The following is a 15,340-nucleotide window of genomic DNA, read 5'->3' on the forward strand; positions in this document are numbered from 1 at the left end:
ATCAAAGCATTATTTAATTAGAGATAATTTGTTCCAGTGCTTGGTAAGCATCTTCAATAGAACAATACTCATCAGGCGCCTGCCTAATTAATTCATCTATTTTTCTGTAATATTTAATTGCAAGATCCACTTCAGGATTTGAATTATGTTTGTAGGCTCCTATCTTAATAAGATCTGACATATCTTCATAAAGTGCAATATATTTTTTAGCACGGTTAATATTCCTATTTTGCAACTCAGTATTACACCCAGGTAGCATCCTAGAAATACTTTTTAATATATCGACAGCAGGATATCTATTTCGTTCAGCAATACTGCGGTTCAATACTATATGACCATCCAACACACCTCTCATAGCGTCACTTATGGGTTCATTATGATCATCTCCTTCAACCAATACAGAAAATAAGCCAGTGATACTAGAACTTTTAGTACCAGGACCTGCTCTTTCTAGTATTTTTGGTAATTCACTAAAAACTGAGGCAGTATAACCTTTAGAAGTTGGAGCCTCACCAAGGGCTAAACCTATTTCTCTTTGTGCCATAGCAAATCTGGTCATAGAATCTATTATACACAACACTTCTTTATTTTGATCTCTAAAATACTCAGCGATAGTCATTGTTAAATAAGTTGCCCTCTTTCTCATTAGCGCAGATTCATTACCATTTGCTACAACTATTACTGCATTTTTAAGCCCTTCTTTACCCAGATATTTATTAATAAATTCTTTGCTTTCTCTGCTTCTTTCTCCTATTAATCCAATAATCTTTACATCAAAATTTGCATTTCTAGTTAACATAGAAATTAGCACAGACTTGCCTACTCCACTACCAGAAAAAATACCCATACGCTGCCCCCTACAACAGCTAGCAAATATATCTATCGCTTTTATACCCATTTCTACTTTATTTCCAACTATATTACGTTTTTGTGAAGGGATAACATTAGCTCTAAGCTGATACTGTTTTGTACCCCTTTTCATTATAGAATCTGCGTAATCATCTATAGGATTGCCAAAAGCATCCAGCATTCTACCAAGCCAGGTCATATCCGGGTATATGCTAGAGTATATATCCCCTAAGACCCGTACTTCAGAACCAGTGCTGAGACCTGCTATATCTCCAAATGGCATCAATATAGTAACATCTTTATTAAAACCTATGACTTCAGAAAGGATAATTTCTTTTTTATTCTTTTCTATACTGCAAATACTACCAATAAAAGAATGCCGCTCTATGCCTACACATTCTATAGTGGTAATATGTATTTTTATTATTTTACCATAGATACTTACTGCAGGAATCAGATCCAGTGAAAATTTCAAATCATCAATAACTGACATATTTCATATTAGTTAATTAATCTATTCTTTTATTTGATGCAGGCAATAAAAAATTACCTTGTATTGCATCTATATTCATATACTGTAAAAACTTTGCTACTTCAGCATTTTCAACAAATTCTGCTACAGTATTAAGTCCAAAATGATTGGAAATTTTAATCATTATTTCAACAAAAAATCTATTATGATTATTACTTAGTATATTGGTGATATAACTTCCATCAATTTTAATAATATCTATAGGTAATTTCCATAATTGCTTAAAGGAAGTAAATCCAGCTCCAAAATCATCTAATGCGAATGAACAACCTAATTTGTGTAATCTATTAATAAATTTTTTAGTTAGATAAATATTATCATTTAAATTAGTTTCTGTAATTTCTATTATTAAACGTACTGCAACAGATTTATCAGATAGTAACTCTTCGGCAACGTTCAGTACTTCTGAATCTACAATACCAATATTAGATATATTAATTGATAATTTTAATTTAGGATCTTTTTTTAGCTCTGTAATTGCCATATTAAATACCTTGATATCTATTATTGTACTTAATTTTCTAGTTCTTATGTAAGGCATTATAGAACCTACGGATATAAAATCATTTCCATCATAAACTCTAAGTAAGCATTCATAATAGACAATATGACCATTTTTACAATCCACTATAGGCTGATACATAAATTTTATTTTACTATCATCAAAAATAGATGACTTAAGTAAAGTAATTTTAGTATTACGTTCATATAGGTTTACAAATTCTAATAAATTTTCTTCATAACAATAAAATTTATATTTATGATTGAATATCCCATAATTCAGTAAATTATCTAGCATGACCACATCATAAGATGCGCTGCTATAGCTAGCACTAGAAGATACTACATCAATAATGATGTCAGGATATTCTATATTATAATACATACCTGTTTGCTCTAAAATTTTCAAAGCAAGCTTTTTAGTAGTTGAAATATCAAAATCAAGCAATATATAATGTTTAGAAATGTCATCTGAAGGTAACACATCAGAAATTCCAAAATCTTTGCAAACTTCTAATACAATTTCAGTAAAGATTTTTTTAATGTTAGTCACATTATGATTCAAAATAGATATCTCATAACGATTAACTAATTCTACCAACAAAACTCTCCTATCAATATTTTTACTTAGGGCACTCCGCATTTGAGATTCCAAATAATTATTCATTATATGCACTTATTTGTATGAGGTATAAAACTGAAATACAGTATAGATATAAATTATAATAACATTATTAGCAATAAATTATATATTAATTACTAAATCAAGTAAAAACTAACAGAAAATGATAGCATGTTATATATCAATAAGTAATACTACTAGATTAGTTAATCATTATTTACTCAAACACGCGATATACTAATAATGCATACAAAATAATAATTATGTTTACCAATTATGATAAACAAGCTATATTAATTGAATTTATTAGGATATTATGATAATTAGTTAAAGAATGCTTTACTTAAAATATAAATTTTGTTGCCAATAACAAAGAGGATAAGGAATTACAAAAAATATCATTCAATAATATAAAATGTTTAAGCTCTCAATTATTAATAATCATTATTCTTTGTTTATCCGATATTATATGACAATTGATTAATAGTTTTAAAAATTATTATGAACTAAATGTCTTATATATGCTTGAGTAGTAGCTCCTAAATCTTGCGATCTAATTTTAATTTCCTTATACAAATACGACTCAAAAGAGTCAAATAATTTTATTAGCTATAATTCAAATACAAAAAATATTATGAACAAAAATATTTTTAAAATTTTACGTGGCACAGGCTCAATAATAAATCAAGGAAATGAAATAATAAAAAAGACTTGTAATGAGTATTTAGAGCTGAATTTAATTAAAGGAAATTATGTAACTCGAGAAGAGTTCAACCAATTAAGAAACAGTTTTTTAAAATTAAAAAATGACTTTGAAGTATTGAAGAACAGTCATGATATAAAAAAACCTGATAAAACACAATAGACTTGACTCTATAATGTATAAAGATTTATGCATTTTTAATTGACATATATCATATTTAGTAATAGACTGCCGGGGTCAATGAGTGTGGGTTATAACCACCATACAATTTACAGTTTATAGTATAATGCAACATTATCCGATAAGATATTTTAATGCCTACAACTAATCAGCTAGTCAGATTCAATAGAAAATCCAAAATTCAAAAAAGTAACTCCCCTGCTTTGAAAAATAATCCTTTTTTAAAAGGAATTTGTACCTTGGTAAAAACTGTTACTCCTAAGAAACCTAATTCAGCTCAACGTAAAATGGCTAGAGTACGTCTTAGCAATGGAGAATACGTAAATGCATATATACCTGGCGAAGGCAATAATTTACAAGAACATTCCGCTGTCCTTGTAAGAGGGGGGAGAGTCCCTGATTTACCTGGAGTGAAATATCATATAGTACGTGGCGCTCTGGATGCGCAGGGTGTTAAGTCTAGAAAACAAGGCCGTTCTAGATACGGTACTCCTATTAAAGGAATTTCCTAGCATTTGGATATACATGAAACTTCTTCTTCAGTAAGAGACTCAACAACTACAGTGGGATGTTAAGTACTAATACATGAAGGTGCATATTTATTACCTTACCAGGGAGCTTAACAAGTGCATTAGAGGAAAAGTTAAATAATATATATTACTTATAGTATTGGTATTTTACTTTTTCCTGATTGTTCTACATGATTAAAAATAGTGCCGATTAATAATTACCACATGATGATGAAATATACTTAACAAGGACTCATCATCGTATATGAAACCCTTTCCAGCAGATTCTGTTAAGAAGAAAATTTGTATATTTATTTGCACACAGCTTTCTTTGAACTCTACCTATCTTCAATACTGATGAATTCACGATGCACTTGCCCTGTATACAGTTGCCTTGGTCTTGATATTTTTAAATGATTACTATTCCACATTTCTTTCCATTGAGCTAACCAGCCGACTGTTCTCGCTAAAGCAAATAAAACCGTAAACATAGATATTGGTATCCCTATAGCTTCATATATTATACCGGAATAAAAGTCTACATTCGGATACAACTTGCGTTTAATAAAATATTCATCACTTAAAGCAATATTTTCTAATTCTTGCGCAATTTTAAGCGAACTATTAGAGGAATCTAACTTCAATTCACTTAGTACTTTATAACATGTACTTTTTAAAACAACAGCCCTAGGATCATAATTTTTATATACCCTGTGTCCAAATCCCATTAATTTGAATAAATCATTAGGATTTTTAGCTCTATCGATATAATGCTGAATGTTATTTACATTGTTTATTTCTTTTAACATTCTTATTACTGCTTCATTTGCTCCTCCATGTAACGGCCCCCACAATGATGCAATACCTGAGCTAACACAAGCGAATAAGTTACTAGCAGAAGAACCGGAGTTACGGACAGTAGATGTAGAAGCATTTTGTCCATGATCTATATGTAATATAAGAATTTTTTCGAGAGCTCTTGAAAAAATAGGGTTTGTTTGGTATTCACTTTCATTACTAGAAAACATCATACATAAAAATTGCTCTACATATGTCAATCCACTAAAATTAGATAAAGAAGAAAAAGAAAAATCTTGCTTTATATGGTGTCTATATATCATAGCTACAATTACAGAAATTGTAGAAAGAATTTTAATAATACTTGCTTCTCTACTCTCTTCTGTATAGACATTACCATTATTTTCAAACAATGACATAGAACTTATTAGAGACATTAACATAGACATAGGATGGGCAGAATCAGGAAAGGACTTTAAAATATTTACTAAATCTTTATGAATTAAAGAATGATTAATAATTTTATCAACAAAATTTTTATATTCAGTTTTTGTTGGTAATTCCTTATATAATAATAAATAAGCTACTTCAATAAAATTAGAATTATTAGCCAAATCCTGTATATCATAGCCCCTATAACGCAATACCCCCCTTTCTCCATCTATATAAGTTATGCTAGATTCACAAGAAGCAGTAGATACAAAACCAGGATCATAAGTTAAATAACCACATTCAGCATATAAGCTGCTAATATCTATAACATCAGAACCAACAGTAGCATGTTTTATTTTACAATCATATGTTTTACCATTAATAAATAATTTAGCTGATTTAGTATTAGACATATCAAAAATATTAATATTTTATTGTATAAGTAAATAATTTACCGGAATCTCACTAGTGATCTATATCATAACATCTTTTAAAATTAGTAAAATGCTAATTGAGCAACTAAAGATAATATTATAGAAAATATAAAAAATCTTATTACTATTTTATTTTCTGCCCAACCCAACTTTTCAAAATGGTGATGTATAGGAGCCATTAAAAATAACCTCTTTTTGGTCAATTTATAATAGTAAACTTGTAATATCACTGAAATTGATTCTATTACTAGCAATGCACCTACTATAAGTAATAGAAACTCATTTTTAGTTACAATAACAATTGTACCAATTATTCCACCTAAAGCAAGGCTTCCAGTATCGCCCATAAATATCTGAGCTGGATTAGAATTATACCATAAAAATCCTAGCCCTGCCCCTATTATTGCAGCACATGCTATAATAACCTCTTTAATATTTTTAATCTGTATTAAATTATCCTCAATAAAGTCAAAAAGCCCACTATTATAATGATAATAAATTATAAACATAAAGCTAGTAATAATTATCATAGTAATACCAATACTCAACCCATCAAGGCCATCAACCAAGTTCATAGAATTTGAACTCCCTACTATTATAAAAACTCCTAAAATTGGATAAAAATACTTAAGATCTATAACATAATTAATAAAAGCTATTTTAACATTAGTAGTAAAAATTGTATGTTCCTTTGTATAAAAACAGATAATCATAATCAAAATTGCAAGTAATATCTGAAGTGATAATTTTTGTTTAACAGATATGCCCCTATGTGTATTAAGTTTGACTTTGCTATAATCATCATAGAATCCTAAAGCAGCAAACCCAATAGAAGTAAATATTAGTAACCAGATATAGATATTAGTCAAGTCAGCAAATAATATTAAAGAAAAATTTATAATGAATATAAGAATTATACCTCCCATAGTTGGGGTATCAGACTTGATCAGGTGAGTACTAGGGCCATCTAATCTTATTGGTTGCTTATAATATTTACTTTTTTTGATAAAAAAAATAAATACAGGATAGGCAAACATAGATATAATAAAATTCAATATAATAACTATTATAGTCCTAAATACTATATGCTCATCAAACAATAAATTATAAAACATCTACTACACCAAAATGCTCTACAATTTTTTCTAAGTTTAATTTTCTTGAACCTTTAATCAAAATTAATGAATCAGATAAAATAACTTTTTCGATCTCTGATATAAATTCTTTTACCTCGATATATGAATTATTCTTTATTTTATATTGACAAAATTCTTCTTGAAAAAGGTGAATAATAGATTTAAAAATAGAACCTATAAATACCACTTGCTGAACTGAAGATCTTAGTAACCTTTTTATAATATCGATATGAAGATTCACTTCTTGCTCTCCTAACCCCAGCATATCACCAACTACAGCAATTTTATGAGGGCTCTGCAATACATCCAAATAATTTATTACAGTTTTCAATGCATAGGGATTATTATTAAAATAATCACAGATAAGATTATGCTGTTTATTATACTTATTCACGTGAACTATCTTACCTCTAGATGCTCTTAACCTAAATTGAGGAATAACTTCCAAAGCTTTAGAGATATCCAGATTCAATGCATGCAATACAGCAAAGCCCGATAGAAAATTTTCTCCCATATGCTCAGCTATTAATTCTGATAGATCAAATTTGATATTTTTACCAGCAACTAAATATTCTAATGAAACACAGTTAGACAAAACTACATCACTATTTTGTACTAAATTTTTACCATTTACTACAGAAAGATCAGAAACTGTAGATTTATACGATACATAAACAACATCAGCATTTTCTGATCTACCAAAAGTTAAAATATTTTGTATATTTAAATCATTTAACTTATCACATAAGATATTGTAGAAATTGCTGTCTCTATTTAATATGGCAATACCTTTGTTATTATCTAGCAAGGAGAATATTTCAGATTTTTCTTTAGCTACTGTCTCCACATTTTTCAAGGATTCTAGATGAGTTTCAGATACAGAAGTCACAATAGATATATCAGGTTTAACTATTGTAGCATTCTTAATTATATCACCCTGATAAGCTACTGAAACCTCTAATACAGAATATTCGATATCATCTGGCATAGATGCCAAATTCATTAAAACCCCTAATTGATTATTAAAATTTCTTCTACCTCTGAATGTTTTGCCATAAGCACTAAGCATTAAAGCTACTAGATCTTTTGTAGTAGTTTTGCCATAGCTCCCTGTAATAGCTACAAATAAAGCTTTAGACTTAGCTCTTTTATATCGTGCAAGCAACTCTAATGAATAAAAGCTATCACTTACTTTAATCAATTGTTTAGGATCTATTTCACTAATAGCTTCTATATCCCTATCTAGAATAACTGCTGCTGCACCTTTTGCTAAAGCAGAAAACACGAAATCATGTCCGTCTTTTCCTCCTAGTGAACTTGCTAAGCTCCCTGGTAGGGTAACAAATATGTCACCTTCCTGTATATTTTGCGAATTAAATTCTAATCTACCTAAAAAACTATTCTTATTCATCAAAGGAAGCTTCATTGATAAAGCTTCTTCAATTTCTTGTACTGACCAAATCATAATATAAAACTATATTAACATTGCTAATAAATATATGCTTACTTAAAATAGGATAACTGTGGTAGTTTAGTATAAAATTAAAATAATTTTTATAAAAAACAGTAATAACAAAAAATTATTTAGCAAAAAAATAAAAAAAATCACACTCCTACTTAAAATACCTAATTCCCTAATGTTTGGGGAAATAATACTCATCATGTTTGATAATAATTTTGGATGCTATAAACTCTGTAGAATTTATAAAACTTCCTTCTACTACTATACCCTGTTTTTCTCGGAATAGGATAGGTAAATCTCCAATATAACTGACATTGATATCCTTAATATCATCTGTAATAATGAATCTACTATTGTCATGATGTGTCACTATAGATTGCTCCTTAATCACTCCTCCTAACCTTATACGAGAATCCTGCAAATCTCTGCTAGATAGTTTAGATGGATACTTAAAATACACTATATGTTCTTCTAACCCATGCAAGAGCCCTACTACACCCAAGATAATAAATATAAATAAAACAATAAATATTATCCTATTTTTTCTTTTTATTCTTACCACGTATTTTTATATGATCTAAGATAAATTTTATACATAACATCAATAAAGCAGTGTAAGTTATAGAATAAACAAAGATTACATACTTCATATATGATCAATTATAACTCTATGACAAACCATAACAAGACATCTAAAAGATTAAAGTGTATAAATGACTATTGTTGCATTTTATGTAAAAACATTTCTAGTTTTTTATTAGCTAACATTAACATACCGATATTGATATCTTGTAATTTTATTTCCTCTATAAAATCAAAAAACACACCCAACATACTCCTATGACTATCCATCCAGGATGATACATCAAAATTGCCATGTAACAAAACAGAATTCTTAATAAGGTGATCTACTATTCTACGTTGTTGTGAATAAAAATCTTCACATAAAGATTGTATAGAAATTTTACTCCAATATGAGATATCTGTTTTGATTTCTAATAATTTATCACGTAACCATTCTATTTTAAGATTTTCTCCTACAAAAAAATATACTTCTGCAATTTTTGCTATATCGCCAGATACTGTATTAGCGACATAAGATATATCCAATATAGACTTTAATAATTCCAGAGTGACTAATTTTTCTGCTAATATTTGTGGTATTTTTTGAGTAGTATACTGTTCAATAACTTTTCTATAATATTGCATCTTGCTCTTAGTTAAAATACCCCCACTATCGGTAAGTAATTCTTTACAAACTGAACTATACTGCCTAATCGTACTACTAATATCAAGTGGATGTTTGACATTTGTAACAATCCAATTGATACCAATTTTAACTAACTGAACTATCTTAGTGAAGATCATATTTTTTATCTTCATCCAATATTTACTATCTAACTGTGATACAGATTGCCATAAATGATCTATATCGAATAATTCGCATATTATAAAATATGCCCGAACTACATCACAAATTTTACATCCTGTTTCATATTGGATAGCTACAATTATAGTACCTCCTAACTTATTTACTATGTTATTAGCAATTATTGTAATTATTATTTCTCTTCTTAATGGATGAGAATTCACTTCTTCATAAAAATCCCTGACTATCACTTCAGGAAAATATTGATATAAATAATTTTGAAAATACTTATCATCAATTAAATCTGAATCTGCTAACAAAGATTTTAAATATATCTTACTGTAAGATAGTAAGATAGCAAGTTCTGGCCTAGTAATTTTTTCACGATTTGTATTACGCTTTTCTAGCTCTTGTCTATCAGGTAGAAACTCCAATTTACTGTTAAGTAATTTATTTTTTTCTAGTTCAAATATTAAATAACTAAATAGACCTATATTTAAAGAATATGAAAATTCAGTGATAGTTAATGATTGATTTTGATCATAGTTATCTCTTAATATAAATTTCTCCAATTGTGTGGACATATTCATTAATATTTGGTTTCTTTTAGTTAATGAAATTTTTCCTTTATCTAGAGCATTATTCAGAAGAATTTTGATATTAACTTCACGATCTGAACAATCCACCCCAGCAGAATTATCAATAAAATCTGTATTGATCATTCCAGAATTCATAGCATATTCAATTCTACCTAACTGAGATACCCCTAAATTACCTGCTTCTATAAATATTTTAGCCCTTAAATCTTTTGCATTACATCTAATATTATCATTAGTTTTATCTGCTACATCTATATTATTTTCAATAGAAGATTTTACAAATGTTCCTATACCGCCGTTCCATATCACATCGACGTCCAACTTCATAATTTTCTTTATCATTTCATCTGCAGTAAGAAAATCTACCTCTTGAACCCCCAAAAGTTGTTTAATTTCTTTAGATAACACCAAAGCCTTATCGAGCCTATTATATATTTGCCCTCCTGCTGAAAGAGCCTTTTTATCATAATCATCCCAATTACTCCTAGTTAAATCAAATAACCTTTTTCTTTCGTTATAGCTAGCAATGAGATCTGGATTAGGGTCTATAAGAATATGAGTATGATTAAACACGGCAACCAACTTAATATTTTTTGAAAGCAACATACCATTACCAAACACATCCCCTGACATATCTCCTATTCCTATAAAGCTTATGATATCATTTTCTATATCTAGATTAATATTATTGAGATGATGATTCAAAGATACCCAAGCTCCTTTTGCTGTTATACCCATTTTTTTGTGGTCATACCCGAAAGAACCTCCAGAAGCAAATGCATCTTTTAACCAAAAATTATAATCTTGAGATACAGAATTTGCATAATCAGAGAAGCTAGAAGTACCTTTATCTGCTGCTACTACTAAATATGGATCAAGTTCATCATATACTATACTATTGGTATCACATAATGTGATTTTACTATCGACAATATTATCTGTAATATCTAATAATCCTCTCAAAAAATTCTTGTAACATTCTATTACTTGTTTCAAATAATCTTCTTTGGAATTGAATGATTCTTCATCAAACTTAACATAAAAAGCTCCTTTTGCTCCACTAGGCACTATTATACTATTTTTTGTTACTTGAGATTTCATTAATCCCAATACTTCCGTACGGTAATCTTCTATACGATTGGACCATCTTATACCTCCTCTAGCGATTTTATTACCTCTTAAATGAATAGCTTCAAATTGAGTTGAGTAAACAAATATCTCAGCGTGTGGTAATGGTAATGGTAAATTAGGTACTGCTCTGGAATCAAACTTAAAAGATATGTAATCATCTACATGGTCTGAATTAAAGTATTTTTGATAATAGTTAGTCCTATTCATAGACTCTATTAACAAATACATAGAACGCAACACTTGATCTTCAGAAATTTTGATTACTTTATCTAAATAAAGTAAGATTTGCTTTTTGATTTCACTATAACTAAGTTTTAATGGAGAATTTTTATAAAACCTCACTTCAAATAATTCTACCAACATCAGTGAAAATGTATGATGCCTAACCATTACACATTCCACATAACTCGTACTATACTGAAAATTAGTCTGATGCAAATACTTGGTTAAGGCACTAAGTAATAGCAACTTATTCCAAGTAAGCCCTGCAAACAATAATAGTTTACTTAATTGATTAATATGAAAATTATGCTCTAGCATTTTACCTAAAGCTATTTCTAAATTATTTTTTAATAATTTAGAATCTAAAGTAATTTCAACATTTTGCGTAGTGAGACTAAATATATATATCCAACTTTTATGTAGTGATTTTGCTGGTTGAATAGAAAAATTTTGTCCGTCTTTTGCATAGAATCCTATAGATTCTATTATTGGCAATATTTCTGAAAGTGAAATATCTGTATAGGGTTTATATATTTTCAATATAAATTCTTTGCTACTAATAGATAATAAATTAAATTGTACTTTCTTTAACTCAGAAGCTTTCAATAAATATTGAATATCTTCTACTACAGAACTACCACTAAACTTTAATCGATAATCCCCAGGAAAAATACTTTTTATTTCTTGAAACAATCCTTCTCCCTTATAATTGCCGTATTCTTCACAAATTTTATTACGCACATTATCATGCCAGTTTACTACCATACTGATGACATCTTGTTCCATCTCATTACAGGATTTTTGGGGTGCTGTTACCAGAGATTTAGGAATTTTTGCAAATAGATGTATAATATTTTCAGAGATTACGTTAGTGTGATCAAAAAATATATTGCTACCGAATTGTTCAGAAAAATACTTACTAATGTTATTATGTACATCAGCTGTAAAGTCTTTTTTATTTAAAAAAATCATTATACTAACGAATGAAAGAGACCAATCTTCATATATAAAAAGTTTCCCTAAATTATTATGTATACTAGATAATATATACAAACATATGTAAGATAATTTGTCTTTATTTAACTGTATTAACTCATCTCTAGGTAAAGAAGATATAATATTTTTCATTTTTTTTGCATTATATCCATTCCTAGGGAATCCTGAATGATCTAGAACATATTCAGTATTACTCCTTAATATCGGTACATCCATAACAGAATTGAAATACATCGCACTGCCATATAGGCCAAGTACTATATACCCTGCGTTATATACTCCGTTATCATCAATAGTTTTGACTAAAATAAAATCTAAAAAAGCAGACCTATGTACAGGAGATTTTATACCAATTTTACCGGTTAAAATTTCATTAGGATAATTTTCGACATTCGGAGATAGTTTAATAATCCTGATTATTTCTTCATAATAATCTTGCCAAATTTCTTTTACGCCTAGATTATCTATAATTGATGTATTAGGTATTAGTTGAAATTCCACTATTCCAATTAGCATAAAATGCTCATGTGCTATCCAATTTAAAAATGATAAAGAATCCTTTAAAGATTGAGAAATATCATTTTTTTGAGGAGTATGTATAAGTAATTGATTTTGTATATAGGATAATTTTTTTAACAGTGGAGCCCACGCATTATAAGTGTTATCTACTAAATTGAGTAATTTATTAACATCATTTTCTAAAATAGACAATTTATCTTCACTGAACTCACCAGATATTTTAACAAAAATAAAACACTCTTTAGTGATATTTTCTAAATCAGAATTAATATCTAATATAATATCTTGTATGCAACCATCTTTATCCCTTATAGAATATAGTACAGGGTGTAGTAATAATAATAAATCTAATGATAATCTAGATATTAAGTTGTATATTGAATTTACTAAAAGCGACGTGTGATTACATAAAATTAATAAAGCGATATATGGCTGTTGATCTTTTTCATGATTTTTACTAAAAACATATAATTTGTTATTATTAGACTTTCTTTCTTTAATAAAATTGAATGAAATATCAACAAGTTCTTTTGAAATTAATTTTGTTTCACCTAACCTAAAATCCACAGGAATATATGTTAAAAACCTCTTAATAAACTTTTTATATAATTCGCAATTGTCCTCAATATTAACTGAACTTAATAAATTGGTACTAAAATCATCATCGTGATAGACAAAATCTGTAATATATTTATTATCCATAAATTTTCTGTATAAATCTAACCAATTATCAATATAATTATATTATTACACGTTACAAAATGCACATATTAGCAATCGAATTTACAACTATAACCTATGTATTATATATTGTCCATTAGTCTTAAACATTAATTATTCAAAATTATACATAAATTGTTTATGCTTACAGTGACTTTAATACATATTTTGATTACTACGAGTAATAGATTCATAACTCTAATTAACCATTAATATTTCTATAATAAATTAATCATCTATAAATCATGAAAAATTTAGACAATATTTTTGCTAACTCATCAGGTTTTTCAAAATCTGCAATATCAGTATTTCGTATTTCTGGTGATAAAAGTCTAGATATACTAAAACAACTAACAAAAAATTTTAAAATTGAATCTATAAAACCTAAACAAGTTTACTTAAGAAGTATATATGTACCCGGTACAAATTACCTAATAGATAATGCATTAATAATATTTTTTAAATCACCTAATAGCTTTACAGGAGAAGATTTATTAGAAATACACGTACATGGCAGTATCGCAATAAGAAAAATATTAACCAACACATTATCAGAGATGTCTGGAATGAGGGCAGCCTCCCCAGGAGAATTCACTAAAAGAGCATTTTTAAACGGTAAATTAGATTTAACTTCAGTAGAAGGGCTATCAGATCTACTGGAAGCTGAAACCGAAATACAGCATCAACAAGCAATTATACAAAATTCGGGCGCACTAGCTGAATTATATAATAAATGGAAAGAAAGATTAGTATATATTATGTCACTTATAGAAGCTAATATAGATTTTTCAGAAGATATCCCTAATGACTTGATAAAAAATATAGAACAAGAAATAAAAAAACTAACTGAAGAAATTTCTCAGTATATAAACGATAATAATAGAGGGGAAATAATACGTAACGGTATACAGCTAACCATTTTTGGTCCTCCAAATGTTGGCAAATCAAGCTTTACTAATTATTTGATACAAAGAGAAATCTCAATCATCTCCAACATACCAGGTACTACCCGTGATCTGATAGAGGGACATCTAAATATAGGAGGCTTCCCTATTATAATACAAGACACAGCAGGGATAAATCTAAATTCTACTGATATTATTGAACAAAAAGGAATAGAAATTACAAATAATGCAGTCCATAAAGCTAAAATAAAAATACTCATTCTTGATATTAATGACAAAACTTATGATTATCTAACTCTAAAACCACTGGTGGATAAAAACACCATTTTACTTTTAAATAAATCAGATATCAATAATTACAACCAGGATAACGCTAAATTTATAACAAATATTATCCCGCTTAATCCAATAATAATTTCTCTAAAAAATAATACATCTACTGAAAATATCCTATCCAAAATAATTGAAACAGCTAAACATATTACAGAATCACATGATACCCTACCCCCCATCACCAGAGAAAGACACAGAAATCATATACAAAATACTTTAAAATATTTATCAAATTTTTCTGCAGAAGATGAATTAGTACTCATAGCTGAAAATGTAAGATTAGCAATTAATCATTTTTCTAAATTAACAGGTCAGATTACAGTGGATGATGTATTAGAAAAAATATTCTCCAATTTTTGTATCGGAAAATAATATACTAAATGTAAAT

General features: G+C 28.2%; 10 protein-coding genes. 3 read left to right on the forward strand and 7 right to left on the reverse strand.

What is annotated here, in order from left to right:
• Positions 1 to 13 precede the first annotated feature (13 nt).
• Together IHI24_RS01045 and IHI24_RS01050 are read right to left on the reverse strand one after the other, a co-directional pair.
• Entirely contained in the window at positions 14 to 1,342 is a 1,329-nt protein-coding gene (locus IHI24_RS01045; protein WP_194966216.1) for a FliI/YscN family ATPase, read from the reverse strand.
• 16 nt (positions 1,343 to 1,358) lie between these two features.
• On the reverse strand, positions 1,359 to 2,549 hold the full coding sequence (locus IHI24_RS01050) for an EAL domain-containing protein (RefSeq protein WP_194966217.1): 1,191 nt from the start codon (positions 2,547 to 2,549) through the stop codon (positions 1,359 to 1,361).
• A 589-nt stretch (positions 2,550 to 3,138) separates the two neighbouring features.
• Here IHI24_RS01050 and IHI24_RS01055 point away from each other — a divergent pair.
• Both IHI24_RS01055 and rpsL read left to right on the forward strand, forming a co-directional pair.
• Positions 3,139 to 3,369, forward strand: coding sequence for a hypothetical protein (locus IHI24_RS01055; protein ID WP_194966218.1), 231 nt, complete (start codon positions 3,139 to 3,141; stop codon positions 3,367 to 3,369).
• A 152-nt stretch (positions 3,370 to 3,521) separates the two neighbouring features.
• Entirely contained in the window at positions 3,522 to 3,899 is a 378-nt protein-coding gene (gene rpsL / locus IHI24_RS01060) for a 30S ribosomal protein S12 (protein ID WP_194966219.1), read from the forward strand.
• A 335-nt stretch (positions 3,900 to 4,234) separates the two neighbouring features.
• Here the strand turns inward: rpsL and IHI24_RS01065 are convergent, their stop codons facing one another.
• The 5 genes from IHI24_RS01065 to IHI24_RS01085 all read right to left on the reverse strand — a co-directional run bounded on the left by IHI24_RS01065 (position 4,235) and on the right by IHI24_RS01085 (position 13,696).
• Positions 4,235 to 5,539 carry a citrate synthase gene (locus IHI24_RS01065; RefSeq protein ID WP_194966220.1) on the reverse strand — a complete coding sequence of 435 codons (1,305 nt, stop codon included), beginning with the start codon at positions 5,537 to 5,539 and terminating at the stop codon, positions 4,235 to 4,237.
• An 83-nt stretch (positions 5,540 to 5,622) separates the two neighbouring features.
• Complete coding sequence (gene mraY, locus IHI24_RS01070) at positions 5,623 to 6,675, reverse strand: phospho-N-acetylmuramoyl-pentapeptide-transferase (protein WP_194966221.1); 1,053 nt, start codon at positions 6,673 to 6,675, stop codon at positions 5,623 to 5,625.
• Positions 6,665 to 8,161, reverse strand: a complete 1,497-nt coding sequence (locus tag IHI24_RS01075; RefSeq protein WP_194966222.1) for a UDP-N-acetylmuramoyl-tripeptide--D-alanyl-D-alanine ligase — start codon at positions 8,159 to 8,161, stop codon at positions 6,665 to 6,667. Before IHI24_RS01075 ends, mraY begins: the two co-directional genes overlap by 11 nt.
• Before the next feature lie 169 nt (positions 8,162 to 8,330).
• The gene (locus IHI24_RS01080; RefSeq protein ID WP_194966223.1) at positions 8,331 to 8,720 is read right to left on the reverse strand and encodes a cytochrome c maturation protein CcmE domain-containing protein; all 390 of its coding nucleotides are present in this window, start codon (positions 8,718 to 8,720) and stop codon (positions 8,331 to 8,333) included.
• A gap of 155 nt (positions 8,721 to 8,875) precedes the next feature.
• Positions 8,876 to 13,696, reverse strand: coding sequence for an NAD-glutamate dehydrogenase domain-containing protein (locus tag IHI24_RS01085; RefSeq protein WP_194966224.1), 4,821 nt, complete (start codon positions 13,694 to 13,696; stop codon positions 8,876 to 8,878).
• Between the two features lie 263 nt (positions 13,697 to 13,959).
• Here IHI24_RS01085 and mnmE point away from each other — a divergent pair, with 263 nt between their 5' ends.
• Complete coding sequence (gene mnmE / locus IHI24_RS01090) at positions 13,960 to 15,324, forward strand: tRNA uridine-5-carboxymethylaminomethyl(34) synthesis GTPase MnmE (RefSeq protein ID WP_194966225.1); 1,365 nt, start codon at positions 13,960 to 13,962, stop codon at positions 15,322 to 15,324.
• Positions 15,325 to 15,340: the final 16 nt, after the last annotated feature.

This window comes from Rickettsia endosymbiont of Cardiosporidium cionae, from assembly GCF_015476335.1.
Taxonomy (GTDB): Bacteria; Pseudomonadota; Alphaproteobacteria; order Rickettsiales; family Rickettsiaceae; genus JADHZC01.